The following is an 18,807-nucleotide window of genomic DNA, read 5'->3' on the forward strand; positions in this document are numbered from 1 at the left end:
ACGAATACTAATCGGTCGAGGGCTTAACCAATAAACCTAAGAATCAAACCTTTACGCAAGTTTCGTATCTAGTTTTCAAGGCGCAAACACGCTTTGACTGTTTGGTGATGATGGCGGAGGGGACCCACGCGTTCCCATCTCGAACACGACCGTTAAGCCCTCCAGCGTCGATGGTACTTGAACCGCAGGGTTCTGGGAGAGTAGAACGTTGCCAAGCACAATGAAAGAGTCTTTTTGGAAGAAATTCCAAGAAGACTCTTTTTTTTACATCAGTACAAAATAGCGTAAAAAACCATACTAGCCCTATAAGGAGGGATTAGTATGAAAGCATGTTTTGTAAGGAAATGGGTGGCGATTTTATTAGTTTGTCTTTTGGTTTTACAGGGTTGTTCGGTGAAGATGGACGCCGTGAAAGAGGAACTGGCTCCGCTTCGATCCATAAATCATTCGGCTGAAGCAGTCCCTGCACCTAAATTAGAAGCAGCAACCAAACAAGCAGCTCCTCCAGTAAAGGTATCCGCTCAGAACCAGATGCCTGCTAAGCAGATCGTCAAAGGGATATATGTATCGGCCTGGTCTGCCGTAGGTAATAAATTGGAGCAACTGATTGATTTGGTGGATCAAACCGATTTAAATGCAATGGTGATTGATGTGAAGAACGATTCCGGGCAAGTTACATATACCTCGGCCGTGCCTATGGTGAATGAGATAGGAGCCAATAGCCATGTTATCATTCGCGATCTGAAAGGAACGCTGAAGAGGTTAAAGGACAAGCATATCTATACGATAGCGCGTGTTGTTGTTTTTAAAGACCCCTATTTGAGTAAGAAGAAAAGCAATTATGCGATGAAGACTTATCAAGGCGGCGTTTGGCAGGATAATAAAGGAATAGCGTGGGTGGATCCTTACAAGGAAGAAGTGTGGGAGTATAATCTTCAAATTGCCAAGGAAGCAGCCCAGCTAGGGTTTGACGAAGTGCAGTTCGACTATGTGCGATTTCCCGAAAACAGCAAACGGGTTGACGCGGAGGTCAAATTCGATAACCCAAGGAAATGGACAAAAGCACAGGTCATTGAGTCTTTTCTCAGTAAGGCTAAGGAGCGACTTGGGAACGAGGTCTATTTATCCGCTGACGTATTTGGTTTAACGACCTCCTCCGACAATGACATGGGCATAGGGCAGGACTGGTCAATGATTAGCAAGCAGGTTCACTATATCTCGCCAATGCTGTACCCTTCCCATTATTCGAATGGGATGTACGGTATTAAGTATCCCGATCTGCAACCCTACGCGGTGATTCACAAAGCCATTAGCGATGCGAATGGGAAAAATTCAAACCTGATGCGAGTAAGTGCACCAACGGCGGAAATCAGGCCATGGTACCAAGATTTTACCGCAACGTGGGTGAAACCTCATAAGAAATACGGGAATGTAGATGTGAAAGAGCAAATTAAAGCGGCTAGAGAACAGGGTGTGGAACAATTCTTGTTATGGAATTCAAACAGCACATATTCCTATCGTTAACCGAATGTTCTTATTCGGATGGTTGTCGATCTCTAGAGGGTTCCTTTTCCTTGACACGAAAAATGGGCTTTTGTTAAGATTGCAATCATATACGGTGAGCAGGATGCTTATGTCGAGGTTTTTGAAGAGAACAGATCTAAGGAGGAATATGTGTTGTGAGGGAAGACAAGTTTGGTAAGGAAGGTTTAACGTTTGATGATGTGCTGTTGGTGCCAAGGAAGTCTGAAGTGTTCGGTAAGGAGATCGACGTTTCAACGGTTCTTGCTCCTCATGTGAAATTGAATATTCCGTTCATCAGCTCCGCTATGGATACTGTTACGGAATCTGCCCTAGCAATTGCAATGGCCAGAGAAGGCGGTATTGGAATCATCCATAAGAATATGCCTATCGAGCTGCAAGCTGAGCATGTAGACCGTGTTAAGCGCTCAGAGAGCGGGGTTATAACAAACCCATTCTCCTTAACGCCAGAACACCATGTTTATGACGCAGAAGAGCTGATGGCGAAATACCGGATATCAGGTGTGCCGATCGTAGATGAGACGAACAAACTTTTAGGGATTTTGACGAATCGCGATTTGCGTTTTGTTCATGACTATTCGATTAAAATTAAAGAAGTAATGACGAAAGAGAGCCTTGTTACAGCTCCAGTGGGAACTACGCTGCAACAAGCGGAAGGCATTCTTCAAAAACATAAAATTGAAAAGCTTCCTTTGGTCGACGATAATTTTGGTCTGAAGGGATTAATCACGATTAAAGATATCGAGAAGGCGATTCAATTCCCTAACTCCGCGAAGGATGCACAAGGTCGTTTACTTGTAGGGGCAGCCGTAGGCGTCTCGAAAGATGTTATGGAGAGAGCCGCTGCGCTTGTCAAAGCAGGCATTGACGTGATTGTAGTAGACTCTGCGCATGGCCATCACATTAACATTGCTGAAACTGTGAAGAAGATCAGAGCTCAATATCCAGATCTTCCTATTATTGCAGGAAATGTAGCGACTGGTGACGGTACACGTGATCTTATCAAAGCTGGAGCATCCATGGTGAAGGTTGGGATTGGGCCAGGATCGATCTGTACGACACGCGTCATTGCAGGAATCGGTGTTCCGCAAATTACAGCTATCTATGATTGCGCGCAAGCGGCTGCAGAATTTGGTGTTCCTGTTATCGCCGATGGCGGTATTAAATACTCCGGTGATGTGGTCAAAGCGATTGCGGCTGGAGCGAGTGCCGTGATGATTGGTAGTCTTTTTGCTGGGACGGATGAAAGCCCGGGAGAATCGGAAATTTTCCAAGGTCGTAAGTTCAAAGTTTACCGCGGGATGGGTTCTTTAGGCGCCATGAAGGAAGGCAGTAAAGATCGTTACTTCCAAGAGAACGAGAGCAAACTTGTTCCTGAAGGCATTGAGGGACGCGTAGCGTATAAAGGGCCATTAGCTGATACGGTATATCAACTTGTTGGCGGTCTCCGTTCAGGCATGGGTTATTGCGGTGCACGTAACATTCTAGAATTGATTCATGATACTCAGTTTATACGGATTACAGGGGCTGGATTGAAGGAAAGCCACCCTCATGATATCCAAATTACAAAAGAAGCTCCTAACTACTCCTTATAATTGTAACAATTTGGCTATAATTGGAGGCGCAGGATTTGAACCTGTGTCTTCTTTTTTTTGTCTAATAGGGTGTGTTACAATATAAAAAGTTATAAAAATTACTAGGGAGAGTGAAGTTGTGAGATTTTTTAGTTTTACAAGGAAAAAAATTGCTTTGGTGTTAGGTGTTAGTTTAATCGCTCAATCCGTACTTTTACATATACAACCGGCGTTTGCCGCAGATACCAAAACACCAGCCGCCACGACAGCTCCTACGACGACCACAGCACCTACGGGGGGCGAGTTGAAGGTCAATGCCAAATCTGCAATTATCATGGAAGCAAGCACAGGCGCTGTTCTCTATGAAATGAATGCCGATGAGGCGCTTCCACCGGCTAGTATGGCGAAGATGATGACAGAGTACTTGGCGATGGAGAGCATCAAGGAAGGTAAATTCACGTGGGAGTCCCAAGTCACAGCTTCGAAAAATGCTGCTGATGTGATTGGTTCCGGCCAGCTGATTGCAGAAAATGAAACATTATCTTTCAAAGATATGTTCAGTGCGATGTCCATTTATTCCGCAAATGATGCCTCTGTAGCTTTCGCTGAGCTTCTAGGTGGGGGATCAGAGGAAAATTTCGCAAAAATGATGAATGAGAAGGCTAAGCAATTAGGTATGTCCGACCAGGCTCATTTTATCAGCGCTACAGGACTTTCTCGTGCCGATTTGAAGAATCCGCCGCAATCGATTGAAGGCGAAACGAAAATGACAGCGCGGGACGCTGCTATTCTTGCCTACAACATCCTCAAGGATCACAAGGAAGTTCTCGAATTTACGAAAATTCCTTCGTTAAAGCTGAGACCAACCGATAAAACGCCTATGATCAATTGGAACTGGATGCTGGAAGGCAATTCGACCAACGCTAATTTTAAAAAATATGCTTATACAGGCCTGGATGGTTTAAAAACAGGTTCCACAGATGACGCTGGTTACTGCTTTACGGGAACTGCCGAAAGAAACGGCATGCGTCTTATCACGGTTGTAATGGGAACGAAGACAGAACCTGAACGTTTTAATGAAACTAGGAAGCTGCTTGATTATGGTTTTAATAATTTCGAGATTAAACCTTTCCTAAATGCGAAACAAGAAATAGATTCTTTGAAAATCGTAAACATTAAGAAAGGCGTTCAAACGCAAGTGCCTCTAGTAACGAAAACAGGTCTAACTTTCGTTACGAAAAAAGGCGCGAAAGATACTGATTTTAAAATCACGGCGGAACCGCTTGAAGAAAGCAAATTGGTAGCTCCAATTGCCAAAGGCGATACGCTCGGTAAAGTGAAAGTTAGCTACAATGGACAAGAGAAAACGGCAGATCTAATTGCCAATGAGGATGTCGAAAAAGGAAGTTGGATCCGGCTGTTGTTCCGCTCCATCAAAAACTTCTTTGGCGATATGTTTAAAGGGATCAAGGGTGGTTCCTAGACCAGATAATGGGTTGTATAATGCCCCTCCTTCATGTAAAATAATTGTTTAGAAGTTTACTATCGAATCGTGTAGGAAACTGTATAAATTCGTACTAAGGTATAGGAGGAAATAAAGAATGGAAACAGGAACATCCCGCGTTAAAACAGGTATGGCCGAAATGCAAAAAGGCGGCGTCATTATGGACGTTATGAACGCTGAGCAAGCAAGGATCGCAGAAGCAGCTGGTGCCTCCGCTGTTATGGCGCTAGAGCGCGTACCTGCTGACATTCGTGCAGCTGGCGGAGTATCCCGCATGGCTGATCCAACTATCGTTGAGGACGTTATGAAAGTCGTATCCATTCCGGTTATGGCGAAAGCAAGAATTGGGCACTTTGTAGAAGCAAAAGTCCTGGAATCTCTGGGCGTTGACTATATCGATGAGAGTGAAGTTTTGACACCTGCGGATGAAGTGTATCACATCAACAAACGTGATTTCACGGTTCCTTTCGTGTGTGGTTGCCGTGATTTAGGCGAAGCATTGCGCCGTATTGGAGAAGGAGCTTCCATGCTTCGTACCAAAGGTGAGCCAGGAACAGGCAACATTGTTGAAGCTGTTCGTCACATGCGTATGATTCAAGGTCAAATTCGCAAAGTTCAAGGCATGTCCAAGGATGAGTTGATGTTTGAAGCGAAAACACTTGGAGCTCCTTATGAATTGATGCTGCAAGTACATGAAACAGGCAAATTGCCAGTTGTTAACTTCGCTGCAGGCGGTGTAGCGACTCCGGCGGATGCTGCTCTAATGATGCATTTGGGTTCCGATGGGGTATTCGTAGGTTCCGGTATCTTCAAATCGGATAATCCAGAGAAATTCGCAAAAGCCATTGTAGAAGCTGTAACACACTATACAGACTTTAAATTGATTGCAGAAATCTCCAAAAACCTAGGCAGCCCTATGAAGGGAATCGAAATCTCCAAGCTGCAGGCTTCCGAACGTATGCAGGAGCGCGGCTGGTAATGACGAAAATTGGGGTTCTCGCGCTTCAGGGCGCGGTAGCAGAGCATATTCGTGGCATCGAGAAAGCAGGCGCCGAGGGCGTTGTAGTTAAACGTACAGAGCAGCTAGCTGAGCTTGATGGCATCATTCTGCCAGGTGGAGAAAGTACGACAATTGGTAAGCTTATGCGCACATATGGTTTCATCGATGCGCTGAGGGAATTTTCTGCGGCAGGGAAGCCGATCTTCGGTACCTGCGCAGGGTTGATTGTTATCGCGAAAGAGATCACCGGGCAGCCGGAAGCTCACCTTGAGCTGATGGATATTACGGTGGCTCGCAACGCGTTCGGGCGTCAGCGCGAGAGCTTTGAGACGGATCTGCCGATCAAAGGCATCGACGAGAATGTTCGCGCTGTTTTCATCCGTGCTCCACTGATTGAGAAAGTGGGTCCGGGTGTGGAAGTTCTGGCTACGTATGACGGCCAGATCGTTGCGGCGCAGCAAGGACATCTCCTTGCGGCATCGTTCCACCCTGAGCTGACAGACGATTTCCGTCTGCACAGCTATTTCTTAGATATGGTAAAACAAAGTCAAGCATAATTGATGGTACAAGCACCTTGATATCACCGGATACTTCGGTAAGGGTGCTTGCTTCCATATACAACCATTTTGCGCTAACGGAGGAATCTCCTTGTTTGATGTAAAGTTACTTCGAAACGATTTGGCTGCCGTGCAAGCAGCCATGCAAAACCGTGGGAAGCAGATTGAAGAGCTGAACGGTTTTACAGCATTAGATTTAAAGCGTAGAGAGCTCTTGCAAGAAACAGAGCAGCTCAAAAATCGCCGTAACACCGTTTCTCAAGAGGTGGCTGGGCGTAAAAGATCCGGCGAGAACGCCGACGAACTGATTCAGGAAATGAAGGTAGTCGGAGACCGCATTAAAGAGCTGGATGACGAGATTCGCGTATTGGATGAGTCCTTACAGCAAGTTCTCCTCTCCATCCCGAATATGCCTCATCCTAGCGTACCTGTGGGCCGCTCTGAAGAGGAGAATGTGGAGATGCGCCGCGTTGGCGAGATTCCACAGTTCGACTTTGAAGTGAAACCGCACTGGGAAGTGGCGCAAGAGCTGGGCATTCTGGATTTCGAAGCGGCGGCGAAGGTAACAGGTTCCCGTTTTGTGTTCTATAAAGGGCTTGGCGCAAGACTAGAACGTGCATTGATCAACTTCATGATGGACCTGCACAGCGATGAGCATGGTTATGAAGAAATGCTGCCGCCATATATCGTTAACCGCGATAGCTTAACAGGTACAGGTCAACTTCCTAAGTTTGAGGAAGATGTCTTCAAGGTTGAGAATTCGGAGTATTTCCTAATTCCAACGGCAGAGGTACCGGTTACGAACTATCATCGGGAAGATATTTTGACAACCGAGCAGCTGCCTGTTAATTTCGTTGCGTTCAGCGCTTGCTTCCGCTCGGAGGCCGGTTCGGCTGGAAGAGACACACGCGGCTTGATCAGACAGCACCAATTCAACAAAATTGAGCTTGTTAAGCTAGTTAAGCCCGAAGACTCCTATGATGAGCTGGAGAAGCTCACAGGGCACGCTGAGCGCGTTCTACAGCTGTTGAAGCTGCCGTATCGTGTGTTATCCCTATGCACAGGTGATATCGGCTTCACATCAGCGAAGACATATGACTTGGAAGTCTGGCTTCCAAACAGCGGCGCGTACCGCGAGATCTCTTCCTGCAGTAACTTCGAAGACTTCCAGGCGCGCAGAGCGAACATTCGCTTCCGTAGAGACTCTAAGGCGAAACCGGAATTCGTACATACGTTGAATGGTTCAGGACTAGCTCTTGGACGTACGGTGGCGGCAATCCTTGAAAATTACCAACAGGCGGACGGTTCAATTATCGTTCCTGAGGTTCTTGTTCCGTACATGAACAACGTAAAAGTAATCACGAAAAAATAGCACTTGCTTCTTAGCGGGATTATGTGATACAATGCTTTTTGTCACTGCACAAGGTTGTCTCCTCTAGAGGGGACAGCTATCGTGGAGAGGTGGTCGAGTGGTTTAAGGCAGCGGTCTTGAAAACCGCCGAGGTGCAAGCCTCCGTGGGTTCGAATCCCACCCTCTCCGTAACCATGGTAATACCCCAACCCAAAAAGTCATGCGATTCTTCATGAATCGTGTGGCTTTTTTTGTTATTTCTTTTTTATGTAGCGATTTACAAATAATTAAAAATAAATTAACACAAAGTGTGTATTTAGCATTATCCTCTTTTTTTATAATAGACAAGATATTCCATGCTAAGGAGAGTGAGCAACAGTTGAAGACTGTCAGGAAGAGATTAATGCCCGTTCTGTTATCGGCGGTTGTAAGTGTATCTTCGTTTGGCTCCATCGTTTCAATTGCAGCTGCAGATGCCATTGTGATCCCGGGGACTCCGTATCAAGCGAACGGTACTTATGATGTAAATGTGCCGCACGTGTTTATTAACCAAGTTTATGGTGGGGGATTAACGACGGATTCTAGCAATACGGCCTCATCCCATGGTTTTATTGAGTTATACAATCCTACAGATCGTGATGTCGTCCTCAATGGGTGGTCCTTGCAATACGCGGATCGCGGATCATCGGCAAAGACAGGACCTACAGGTGATTGGCAGAAGCTGGATTTAGTAGGGACGATTAAGGCAAAATCATCCTTCCTTATTCTTGGACAAGCTACAGGGGCAGGGTCACCTAAATTTAATTTGTCGGCTACATATGACCAGTTATGGACGGGACGCTGGATCAATAATAAAGGCTTGAAGGTTGCGCTTATGAGCAATCAGACAAAGCTGGATGTTACGAATAAAAATCCTTTTGCCAATAATCCTAAGCCTGCTGGTTATGTAGATATGGTGGGCACGGGAAGCAATGATGGCGACAATACGGATATTCAAACGGACATAGATGGCTATGAGTTTGACTATCCGAAGGGATCCGCGGAAGGTACATCGAAGCAGAAGTCGATTCGTCGCAAAGCATTAGCAGATACAGATAATAACAAAGCAGACTTCGCACAGTTTGATATCACTGGTTCCGCAACAACGGATCAAGATAGAGCTTTGAAAGGTCCGAAATTCGGGGCCTATGGGGAATGGTTCCTTCCATTAGGGTATACGAACACAAGTTTGCCTAATGCATATGAACAAATGGCCTACTCCGTAATGATGAGCGTTTATGGGGGCAAACCACCGTATACGTTCTCAGCCACGGGCCTTCCAAACGGGTTATCGATTAATTCGACCACAGGTGAAGTATATGGTGCGCCTGCACAAGGAACATCCGTCACTACTAACGTTTACGTGAAAGTAACAGACAGTTTGCTTGCACAGTATGGTCAGAACCTATCCTTAACGGTCTTGGCTCCACAAGCTGTTAATGACGCTTTAAGTATCTCCAAAATTGGACAATTTGCTGTAGGCGTTACGAATAAAGACGGCGGTGTAGCTGAAATTGTTAAGTATAACAAAGATAATAATAAGTTTTATTTGGTAAATGGTTCGGGAAATCCACCAAGTTTGGAAATCGTGCGTCTAGACCTTGTGCAAGGTTTAGTCAAGGAGAAAACAGTCACGATGAAAGATCTGGTTGAAAAGGATGGTTTCTTATATGGAGACCTGACAAGTGTGGATGTCAATACGAAGACCAAACGCATTTCCTTATCTGTTCAAGAGCTGGATTCTAAGAAGCCGGGCAAAATCCTTGTCATGGACTACGATGGCAATGTTCTGAAATCTTATGAATCCGGTGTGCAGCCCGATATGATCAAAACGACCTCCGATGGCCGATATATCCTGACCGCCAATGAAGGTGAGCCGCGCACAAGCGGAGTAGATCCGGAAGGAAGCATTACCATTGTTGATACAACCAATGATACAGTTTCTCATGTTAGGTTCAACAATGTCTCCGTTATTGATGATAAGGTGCATATTCGCGGTGCATCCGATCCAACAACCGGTGCTGTTACGGGAGAAGGTCAGAAAGCGGATGCCGTGTTTGATTTGGAGCCGGAATACATCGCAATTTCTGAAGATAACACCAAAGCTTATGTGTCGTTCCAAGAAAACAATGCAATCGGAACAGTGGACATTGCTTCCAAAACCCTTTTGTCCGTAAAAGGGTTGGGCTTCAAGGATTTGAGTCTTCCAAACAACTCATTAGATCTCGTCAAAGACAATGCGATTAAGTTTGAGAATGTGCCATTTTACGGCATGTATATGCCAGATGGTATCTCTACGCATACGATCGACGGAGTTCCGTATCTCTTCACAGCCAATGAAGGGGATGTTACAGAATGGCCGGGCGTCAGAACCAATGGAAGCACGATTGGCGCTATGAAGGGTAGTTTGGTTCCTGGCTCGGCGGCAGCAATCTTCTTGGCGGGGAAAACCGCTTATGACGGTGTTGAAGTTGCGGGTGATATGGGCCATGACAGCATTTATCTCTATGGCGGACGTTCCTTCTCTATCTGGCAAGCGAACACAATGTCTCAAGTTTATGACAGCGGCAATGATTTTGAGAAAGTGACGGCACAGCGTTTACCTAACAATTTCAATGCAAGCAATAGTAAAACGGCAATGGACGATCGCAGCTCGAAAAAAGGTCCTGAACCTGAAGATATTAAAGTTAGCAAAGTCGGCAGCAAGGTTCTGGCTTTTGTAGGATTAGAGCGTATTGGTGGCATTATGACTTATGATGTTACGGATCCTGCCAATGCGAAATTTGTTAACTATACGAACTCGCGTGTATTTACTCCTAAAGATAACTTGAACACGGACACCGGTCCTGAAGGCATTGAGTTTATCCCTGCTTCTGTTAGTCCAAATGGCAACCCGCTCCTGCTAGTGGCTAATGAAGTTGGTGGAACCGTAGCGGTATATCAACTGAATGTTCAAAAAGTCACTTTGGATAAGACGGTTTTATCTGTACCGGTAGGTGCGGCGCCAACAAAACTGACTGCAACGGTATCCGATTCCCAAGGAAATGGTGTCACGTCGGGTACGGTACAATGGAAATCATCGAATCCTTCCGTTGCAACGGTTAATGCAGAAGGTGTTGTATCATTCGTAGCATACGGCAGCGCAGTGATTACTGCTGTTAGCCCAGATGGGTATGGAACAGCGGAAGCTAACGTAGACGTATATTCCACGAGTACGGATGATAAAGGTAATGGAGGTACGCCAGCGTCGTCTGGATCAACGTCTCCATCTACAGTACCAACTACACCTAGTACTAACGTTGATAAAGCAATCATTACTCCTTCTGTAGAAAAAGACAGCAAAGGAAATTCCGTTGCTAATGTTTCGATTGCTCAAGTCACGCAAGCCTTAAAAGATATGACAGAATCCACAAGTAAATCGACGGTTCTTGAGATCAAAGCAAGTGCAGATACCGCATCGAACCAAGTGGACGTCAAGCTGCCTGCAGAAGCAATGAGTAAGATTGCGAATAGCGAAACGACGGAAATGAAGATTGCTGCAGGCATTGGACAAGTAACTTTTGATAAGCAAGCGGTCTCCACCATTTCCTCTGCCGCGTCAACGGGTGAGGTCTCGATCTCCATACGTAAAGCAGTTGTGAATGACATTACGCAGAACATGGATGCTACAGCCAAAGAAGCGATCAAAGAGGCTGTTAAAGATCGTCCGATCTTTGATTTTACAGTTACTGCAGGTGGCAAAACAGTTTCCAGCTTCAATGGAGGATCGGTTCAAGTCGCGATTCCTTATCAACCGGCTGCAAATGAGGATATTAACGCTATTGTAGCTTATTACATCGCAGATAACGGTGAGATTACCAAGGTGATGAATAGCCACTTCGATTCTGTCACAGGAACATTAAGCTTTAAAATTAAGCATTTCTCGAAGTATGCTGTTGGTTATCAGAAAGCAAACTTCAAGGATACAGCTTCGAGCTTTGCTAAAGATTACATTACGTACCTGTCAGCAAGAGACATCCTGAATGGTGTCAATGATGATGCGTTCGCCCCGGAAGCGGATATCACCAGAGCCGACTTCACGTTGATTCTGGCTCGCATGGCTAATGCTGATCTAAGCTCTTATACAGGCACTGGCTTCGCGGATGTCAAAGCCAACAGTTACTATGCCAAAGCTGTACAATGGGCGGCTGAGAAAGGAATTACAAGCGGCGTACATGCAGGTGAATTTGATCCTCAGGCAAACATTACTCGCGGCCAGATGGCAGCCATGATTACTCGCTTCGCTTCGTTCATGGGTTATACGCTGCCTAAAGCGACGCAGGCGACGGAATTTGCAGATCAATCGGCTATTCCTTCTTATGCGGTAGAGGCAGCGAAATCTCTGCAGCAAGCTGGAATCATTTCCGGTAAGTCCGGCAATCTCTTCGCGCCGCAGGATACGGCAACACGCCAAGAAGCAGCTAAAATGCTGGCGATTCTTATGCAACTGACAGTGAAATAGGCAGTGGATTCACTCAACTCCCCTTGGGCAACAACTTAGGGGAGTTGTTGTTTTTTTACATGGATAAAAGCCGGTCAGCTTCCGCATTTTAAACATGTGGAGGTGTTACCTATGAGCTATGATAAGCTGACCATTGATCAAACGGAATTGGTACAAGAGTGGAGTAATGTCCTGCCTACTACCTTGCAGCCTACAGATCAGGCGCGTGTATGGGCCGATGAAGCCGATCCTCAGACCGTTAGGGTTCATATTGAGGCGGGTGGACATACGGGCTACAATTTCGATTTTAAAGTCAACTACGTGGATGCTAGAGAGGTTAAAGTGGAGCTAATGGATGTCCAACAAGGGACCATGCACATCGATGAAACGGGAGATGTTGTGCAAAATCTGGTGGATGACTATGTTCGTCACATTCATGAATGCGCACAAGCACTCCATAGAGTCACACACCATTAAAATGGGGAGGGGAGTTCTCTCATGACGAAGCAAAAAGCGCGGGATAAAAATTTGCAAAATGTAGACAAAGACTTCCGAACGAATGCTGTAAACAGCCACAATAGGCAGCAACAGCAGCAGCAAGTGAATGATCGCAGACATCAAGATGCGTTGAATCATCAAGAATAAATTGCAGATTAACTAGGAGGGAATGATCTCTATGAAATCAGATGCCTATGGAGTCACGGATACATCCCAGAACCAGTCGAGTGGCAATAGTCAGCGACAAAAGCAACAAGAGCCCCTCTCAGGGTCGAAAAAGGTGAAAAACCGTAACCATTCAAGAAATAATGGTCATGGTGAAGGCGCCGGCCACGGTCATTAAACTTTTTAAATAAGCATGATTAAAGTTCGATAAACCGGACATACTATATTTGTCGGTGAGCAGAGAGGTGTGGTTCCGTTGGAGCATTCCGCGAAACAAAAACCGTTGCATAGAGGACTTTCATACCTGTTATAATCAGGCTGGAGGGGATGTGCCAAAGACACTTACCGTGTTTTATAAGCAGATTTTCCTAAAGGTTTACGTGTAACAAGTTTAAAAGAAATCAAAAAACACCGACAAAAAAAGAACCCCTTAAAAAGGGTTCTTTTTTTCGTCTATTTCTAAATACATCTGCGATGACGGATCTGATTCCGTATGCTGCTCTTTAGAATGAACAGGCTGCGTTTTTCGATAAAGCAGTAATTTGATGCCGCCACCGATCAGAATCACAGCCACAATTAACGTTTGACCGAAGTTGTTCAGCCAATACATATAGTTCGCTTTGGGGAATACCTGGTACAGGAACTGGACAATGACTTCTTTGAATACATAATAGCCTCCAAGAAGGATGAGAACGAATCCGATGGAGCGGTGATACGCTGACCAGTTTTCAATGATAGGTTTATCTACCAATGTACCATTCTCATACTTGGAGATACTCTGTAAGCCATCGAAGAAGCTGAAGAACCACAGTATCGGAATCAAAAAGAAGAAAAGGGACAAGCGCAGCACATCCAGCACATAAATGGAGAACAAGAAGATTGCCATCAATTGAATGCCCCGTTTATTCATGGAGAGATACAAGTGAGCCGCACCTGGGAAAATAGCGATAATCGTTGCCAAGGTTCGGTTCTTGCGACCAGAATCATCGCCGAAGTGAAAGTCATCAAAAAGGCTGCGATCGATAAGCGGCAGACCTGCTTGCTTACGCTCTTGCTGCTTCAGTGCATCGAACATGGTGTAAAACCACAATACGGGCATAGCTAGCAGAAAAGCAACGAAGCTATCGTTATTGGTCATCATGGTGATGAAAAAGACGAGAACAGCAACCCCGAAGAACGAAACCATAGCAGTTAAACCGCGCTGCATAAGACCCAGCTGGAAATGTCCCAGACCAGGGATAAAGGAAAGCAGCATAACTCTCGTTCTTTCTTGCTGCGCGGCAGCGTGAACGGCGTAAGGATTAGGTTCCCAGGCTGGCATATGGTCATAAGGAGGTTCAGCTCCATAGGGTGACCCTTGCGGTCCGTATTGCGGACCGGGATAGGGCTGGTAGCGCAGCAGGTAGACGATCATATCAACCATATTGATGACAGCAACCAGAGCTGCGAATAGGAAAAGCAGAATGAAAATATTATCATCATGTGCGTGAAAGAAAGCTACACCAACAAAGATGAGAAACAGAGGACCAAAGAACCCTATTCCGTATAAAATGGCACGTAAGACTCGATTCATATAGAGATGACCCGCTCCGGGGATGAAGGACAACAGGAATGCGACGATGCTGCTTTTATTAGGCATTAAGTGTATAGACCTCCTTGTGGCTTATTTATTTTGCAGTGTATCCAGCCAGGTTAACGTTTTATTTAGCAATTGGTCCGATATGGGTTGCTCTATTTTCATTTCTGGAGGAGGAGCGGGCTGCAGCGCGCCTCGAGGCCCCAATTCCTGTGATAATCCGTGGAAAAAGCCCGTAGCCACTAAAATGAGTGTAGCTGCCGCGGCAATCCCGTAATGCAATATCGTAGAGTGGTACCAGGAGCGTTTGGTTCCCAACGTTCGTGTAAGCACGGCATCTGCGAATGTTCGTTCATCCGTTTCCAATACGGGCAGTATCATGGTCATTTGCTCCATACAAATCATATACCGATCTAAACATTCATCACATCGGTACAAATGATGCTCCATTTCGCTGATTTCATTGGGTGACAGCAGCTCATTGATATATAGACCCCAGGTATGTTCATCGTAGTGTTTCACATGAAGTCCTCCTCCTTCCAGTTATTACGGAGCCACTGCTTGGCCCTATACAGCTTCGACTCGATCGTTTTTACCGTTACCCCGTGGGCATTCGCTATATCTTGATAAGACTGATGTTGAATATAATAGGCCGTTAGTACTTCATGGTAATTGGCGGGGATTTGGTGGAGCTTCTGACGGACCAGCTCTGTCGTCTCCTTTATCAATACTTCATGTTCCACACCATTTGAAGAGAAAGATGAGGTTCCTGCGGTTTGTACCGCTTGCATCGGAATTTCCATCTCTGACGTCATTTCTTCCCTTCGCCTGCTAGCCGACCGTTTAAAATCAATTGCCCGATTCACCGCTATGCGGGTCATCCACGTTTTGAGTCCTTTCATCTGGTACTGAGGGAGGGAGAAATAAATTCGGGACCAGACGTCCTGCGATAAATCCTCGGCATCTTTCGTATGGCGTACAATGGCGTAGATCGTCTGGAACAAGTATTGACGATAAGTCGCAACAAGCTCTCGGAACGCCGCCTCATCACCATTCAATATGCGTGTTACAAGCTCTTGTTCCTGAATGTGCTTCTCCTCCTCTCCGCATGAATAGACGAAGGCGACCAGGATAACCCTGCACTTCACTCAAAAAAAAAAGAGCGAATCGAGTAGATTCGCTTATTATCGGTTAAAGAGAAGCGGTAGATCCGCTTGACTGGACGGCTGGAATCTTAGGCGTGCTTCTTACGAACCATTGAGATAGAAGGGCACTGAGCACACCAAGGATACCAAGGACGATAAAGCCCTGATTCAAGGAGAACCAATCGCCGATAACACCCATGAGCACAGGGCCAACGAACATGCCTAGCCCATAGATAGCTTGGAAAAATCCCATTGCCGTCGCCCGCTTCTCCGCAGGCATATGTTTAATGCTCATTCCCATCAACAGGGTGAAAGAAAGCCCCCGACCAAAGCCGGCGAAAGCTTGGGTAATCATAAGCACCCATAAATGATGCGTAAAAGGTATGGTAAATGTAAAAATCCCCATGAGGACGAAGCCCCAAACAACCATTCGCTTCTCGCCGTATTTTGCTGCCCATTTCCGCCCACCAAATAAGGAAGCTAGGGCAACCGGTACATTAGCAAATAAAGAGAGCAGCGATAAAGAGAATTTATCGGCACCAAGCGCAGTGGCATAAACGGGAGTAAACCCGAAAACCGTGGCGAAGATGAGCACCTGCGACAAAATAGCCAGTAAAGACACGAAGAGAAGCGTACGGTCCGCAGCCACATTTCCGATGGCACGCATCGTGATTTTAGGCGCATCAGGCTCTATTTTTTCAATCAAAAAGAAAGAACCGATGAACCCGAGCACACCTAGCAGCGCTCCTAGAATAAAGGCAGCCTCCCAGCCGAGCGAATCAGCCGCCCATCCTGCGGAGAGAATGCCGAGGACTTGCCCTAAGGAGTTGAAAAAAGAAATCGTTCCGATCGCTTTCGTCGACTCTTCATGCTTATAGTAGCTTGTAAATAAGACCGTGAAGTCGACCCACGTTGCCGCGGCCGCCCCCGCAAGCGCTCGGAGAATTAGAATCCACGTGAAATCGTGGGTAATCCAAAGGCCTAGTCCGCCTATGGCCGTAAAAAACAGCCCAAACGTAATGAAAAGTTTTCGTTTATGAAAGCGGTCCGACATGATGCCTACGGGTATGCGCAGCAGCATTTGGGAAATCCCATACATGCCAACGATCCATCCCGCCAGTTGGTGATTCCCTCCAAGGAATTCCACATAAGGGGCCATGATGGGAACGCTCGTATACATGGACATCCAGAACAACAAAGTGACTGCGCAAAACAATGGAATGCGATAAGAGCTTGGGATTCTGTTAATAGTCACGGCTAGCTCCTTTCAAACCTGATCTAATTACTGTTTTATTATAGAACATCGACTAGGGCAAGGCTATGATTGGTTGTTTGCAAAATAAGGCAACGGGTGGAAATTGCCTAGAAAACCCTAGATTTCCTGCGATATCAAGGGCACAAAAATGGATGATTGTAGGAAACGGGAGCAGCCTGTACATTGAATCTTGTCGCTAGGCAAGTAGAAGCCTGCTGATATCATTACAACGAGAATGGAGGAATACAAGTGGGCGCGAGTCGATTGAAACAAGTCTGGTCAGGCATCGCTCGGGACAAATTTTTATATGTGTTGGCGCTTCCGGGGCTGCTCTACTTCCTTATTTTCAAATATGTGCCTATGTGGGGAATCGTCATATCCTTTCAAAACTATTCACCTTATCAAGGCATGTCGGGGAGCCCGTGGGTGGGACTGGAGCACTTTCAAAGGTTCTTCTCCAATCCGGATTTCTTCACACTCTTCCGAAATACGCTGGCAATCAACGTCTTATCCTTAGTGCTCTTCTTTCCGCTGCCGATTCTATTATCCCTAATGCTGAATGAAGTGCGCCATATGGTTTATAAGAAAATCATTCAATCGATTGTCTATTTACCTCACTTTTTATCGTGGGTCATTATCGTAGGGATCACCTTCCTGCTGTTCTCGACAGGAGATGGGGCTATCAATCAAATGCTGGTTGCCCTGGGCTTCGGTAAAATCGACTTCTTAACGAATAAAAACTATTTCTGGGGCATGCTGACGGCGCAGTCCATCTGGAAAGATGCCGGATGGGGCACGATTATCTTCCTTGCGTCGATGGCGAGCATTGATCCTCAATTATATGAAGCGGGCAAGATGGACGGAGCAGGCCGGTTCCGTCAAATGTGGCACATTACCCTGCCAGGTATTCGCTCAGTCATTATCATTCTTCTTATTCTGCGAATTGGTCATATCATGGATGTCGGCTTCGAGCAGGTCTTCTTGATGATGAACGGGGCTGTATCCGAGGTAGCGGACGTATTCGATACGTATGTGTACAGGCTTGGTGTGAAACAAGGTCAATTCAGTTACAGTACCGCAGTCGGATTGTTCAAATCAGTTGTCGGCTTGCTGCTCGTCATTGGAGCCAATAAGTTGGCCAAGAAATTTGGCGAAGACGGTGTTTACTAGAAAGGGAAGGAGGAATCCTTGATGTCAGCTGAACATGTATCTACCAATATTGCTTCCAAAGGCGATCGCGTCTTTAACGTGGTAAACGCCATCCTGTTAGGGATACTAGGAATTATTACATTCTTTCCGCTCTATTACGTGTTTGTTGTTTCGTTCAGTGATCCGTCCAGCTACATTTCCAGTGAGTTCAAATTGCTTCCTGCTAAATGGAGCCTGGCCTCTTACAAATACCTGATGTCGACCGATGCCTTTCTACATGCTATAGGAAACAGCGTGTTCCTAGCAGTAGTTGGGACAGTGCTTAGCTTGCTGGTAACATCCTGTCTTTCTTATGCGATTTCTCGTAAAAGGCTTCAGGGCCGCAAGTTCATCATGCTGCTCATTCTGCTCACGACCCTGTTTAATCCGGGGATTATTCCCCCTTATTTGTTGGTGAGAGATTTGCACATGATTAACAGCACGTGGTCGCTCATCCTGCCGGTCCTAACAAGCGGCTGGTATGTGCTGCTGATGAAAGGTTTCTTCGACAGCATTCCGGCTAGTCTGGAGGAATCGGCGCGTATCGATGGCTGTAATGATATCAGCGTCTGGTATCGCATTATTTTGCCGCTGTCGCTGCCTTCACTTGCTGCTTTCGGGCTGTTTTACGCCGTAGCTTACTGGAACACCTTCTTCACAGCTCTACTCTATATCAATGATTTCACGAAGCAGCCGCTTCAAGTTTTGCTTCAAAATATGTTGATTGACGCATCAACGGCAGCAGGTGGCGGCGCCGCAGCTGAAATGATGTCCGAGCAGCGGATTCCTCCGGAAACGCTCAAGATGGCGGCAGTTGTTATTGCGACCATCCCGATTTTATTGGTGTACCCGTTCCTGCAAAAACATTTTGCCAAAGGTGCAATGGTAGGTTCGGTTAAAGAATAGATAATTGATGAACATTTGGGGAGGTTG

At 46.0% G+C, this 18,807-nt stretch carries 16 protein-coding genes, 1 tRNA gene and 1 rRNA gene; 14 read left to right on the forward strand and 4 right to left on the reverse strand.

Annotation, left to right across the window (positions count from 1 at the left end):
* Window positions 1-100 precede the first annotated feature (100 nt).
* The 12 genes from rrf (at window position 101) to RQP52_RS31490 (ending at window position 12,888) form a co-directional block, all read left to right on the forward strand.
* A 5S ribosomal RNA gene (gene rrf, locus RQP52_RS31435) occupies window positions 101-217 on the forward strand.
* A 104-nt stretch (window positions 218-321) separates the two neighbouring features.
* Window positions 322-1,524 carry a putative glycoside hydrolase gene (locus RQP52_RS31440; RefSeq protein WP_315955509.1) on the forward strand — a complete coding sequence of 401 codons (1,203 nt, stop codon included), beginning with the start codon at window positions 322-324 and terminating at the stop codon, window positions 1,522-1,524.
* Between the two features lie 155 nt (window positions 1,525-1,679).
* The gene (gene guaB / locus RQP52_RS31445; protein ID WP_315955510.1) at window positions 1,680-3,137 is read left to right on the forward strand and encodes an IMP dehydrogenase; all 1,458 of its coding nucleotides are present in this window, start codon (window positions 1,680-1,682) and stop codon (window positions 3,135-3,137) included.
* A gap of 118 nt (window positions 3,138-3,255) precedes the next feature.
* Window positions 3,256-4,599 (forward strand): D-alanyl-D-alanine carboxypeptidase family protein, encoded by a 1,344-nt coding sequence (locus RQP52_RS31450; RefSeq protein ID WP_315955511.1) that lies wholly within the window; start codon window positions 3,256-3,258, stop codon window positions 4,597-4,599.
* A 118-nt stretch (window positions 4,600-4,717) separates the two neighbouring features.
* On the forward strand, window positions 4,718-5,599 hold the full coding sequence (pdxS, locus tag RQP52_RS31455) for a pyridoxal 5'-phosphate synthase lyase subunit PdxS (RefSeq protein WP_315955512.1): 882 nt from the start codon (window positions 4,718-4,720) through the stop codon (window positions 5,597-5,599).
* A complete protein-coding gene (pdxT, locus tag RQP52_RS31460; RefSeq protein WP_127453476.1) occupies window positions 5,599-6,177 on the forward strand; it encodes a pyridoxal 5'-phosphate synthase glutaminase subunit PdxT in 579 nt (192 codons plus the stop codon). The genes pdxS and pdxT overlap by 1 nt, the downstream gene beginning before the upstream one ends.
* A 91-nt stretch (window positions 6,178-6,268) precedes the next feature.
* Window positions 6,269-7,549: a serine--tRNA ligase gene (gene serS, locus RQP52_RS31465; protein ID WP_157318584.1), complete on the forward strand. Its 1,281-nt coding sequence runs from the start codon at window positions 6,269-6,271 to the stop codon at window positions 7,547-7,549.
* An 83-nt stretch (window positions 7,550-7,632) separates the two neighbouring features.
* Window positions 7,633-7,717: transfer RNA gene (locus RQP52_RS31470), tRNA-Ser, on the forward strand.
* Window positions 7,718-7,907: 190 nt separating this feature from the next.
* Window positions 7,908-12,068: a choice-of-anchor I family protein gene (locus RQP52_RS31475; RefSeq protein WP_315955513.1), complete on the forward strand. Its 4,161-nt coding sequence runs from the start codon at window positions 7,908-7,910 to the stop codon at window positions 12,066-12,068.
* A gap of 111 nt (window positions 12,069-12,179) precedes the next feature.
* On the forward strand, window positions 12,180-12,524 hold the full coding sequence (locus RQP52_RS31480; protein WP_127453470.1) for a hypothetical protein: 345 nt from the start codon (window positions 12,180-12,182) through the stop codon (window positions 12,522-12,524).
* 21 nt (window positions 12,525-12,545) lie between these two features.
* The gene (locus tag RQP52_RS31485) at window positions 12,546-12,692 is read left to right on the forward strand and encodes a hypothetical protein (protein WP_315955514.1); all 147 of its coding nucleotides are present in this window, start codon (window positions 12,546-12,548) and stop codon (window positions 12,690-12,692) included.
* A gap of 31 nt (window positions 12,693-12,723) precedes the next feature.
* Window positions 12,724-12,888, forward strand: coding sequence for a small acid-soluble spore protein P (locus RQP52_RS31490; protein ID WP_379174283.1), 165 nt, complete (start codon window positions 12,724-12,726; stop codon window positions 12,886-12,888).
* Between the two features lie 252 nt (window positions 12,889-13,140).
* Here the strand turns inward: RQP52_RS31490 and RQP52_RS31495 are convergent, their stop codons facing one another.
* From RQP52_RS31495 to RQP52_RS31510, 4 genes are read right to left on the reverse strand one after another with little or no spacing between them, the layout of a single operon-like run.
* The gene (locus RQP52_RS31495) at window positions 13,141-14,349 is read right to left on the reverse strand and encodes a hypothetical protein (RefSeq protein ID WP_315955515.1); all 1,209 of its coding nucleotides are present in this window, start codon (window positions 14,347-14,349) and stop codon (window positions 13,141-13,143) included.
* Between the two features lie 24 nt (window positions 14,350-14,373).
* On the reverse strand, window positions 14,374-14,808 hold the full coding sequence (locus tag RQP52_RS31500; protein ID WP_315955516.1) for an anti-sigma factor: 435 nt from the start codon (window positions 14,806-14,808) through the stop codon (window positions 14,374-14,376).
* Window positions 14,805-15,434, reverse strand: coding sequence for an RNA polymerase sigma factor (locus RQP52_RS31505; protein ID WP_315955517.1), 630 nt, complete (start codon window positions 15,432-15,434; stop codon window positions 14,805-14,807). The genes RQP52_RS31500 and RQP52_RS31505 overlap by 4 nt, the downstream gene beginning before the upstream one ends.
* Before the next feature lie 43 nt (window positions 15,435-15,477).
* On the reverse strand, window positions 15,478-16,686 hold the full coding sequence (locus tag RQP52_RS31510; RefSeq protein ID WP_315955518.1) for an MFS transporter: 1,209 nt from the start codon (window positions 16,684-16,686) through the stop codon (window positions 15,478-15,480).
* Between the two features lie 249 nt (window positions 16,687-16,935).
* Between RQP52_RS31510 and RQP52_RS31515 the strand changes: the two genes are divergently transcribed.
* Window positions 16,936-17,856, forward strand: coding sequence for an ABC transporter permease (locus tag RQP52_RS31515; protein WP_281282262.1), 921 nt, complete (start codon window positions 16,936-16,938; stop codon window positions 17,854-17,856).
* Window positions 17,857-17,877: 21 nt separating this feature from the next.
* The gene (locus tag RQP52_RS31520; protein WP_315955519.1) at window positions 17,878-18,780 is read left to right on the forward strand and encodes a carbohydrate ABC transporter permease; all 903 of its coding nucleotides are present in this window, start codon (window positions 17,878-17,880) and stop codon (window positions 18,778-18,780) included.
* Window positions 18,781-18,807: the final 27 nt, after the last annotated feature.

It is taken from the genome of Paenibacillus violae, from assembly GCF_032461945.1.
Classification (GTDB): Bacteria; Bacillota; Bacilli; order Paenibacillales; family NBRC-103111; genus Paenibacillus_E; species Paenibacillus_E violae.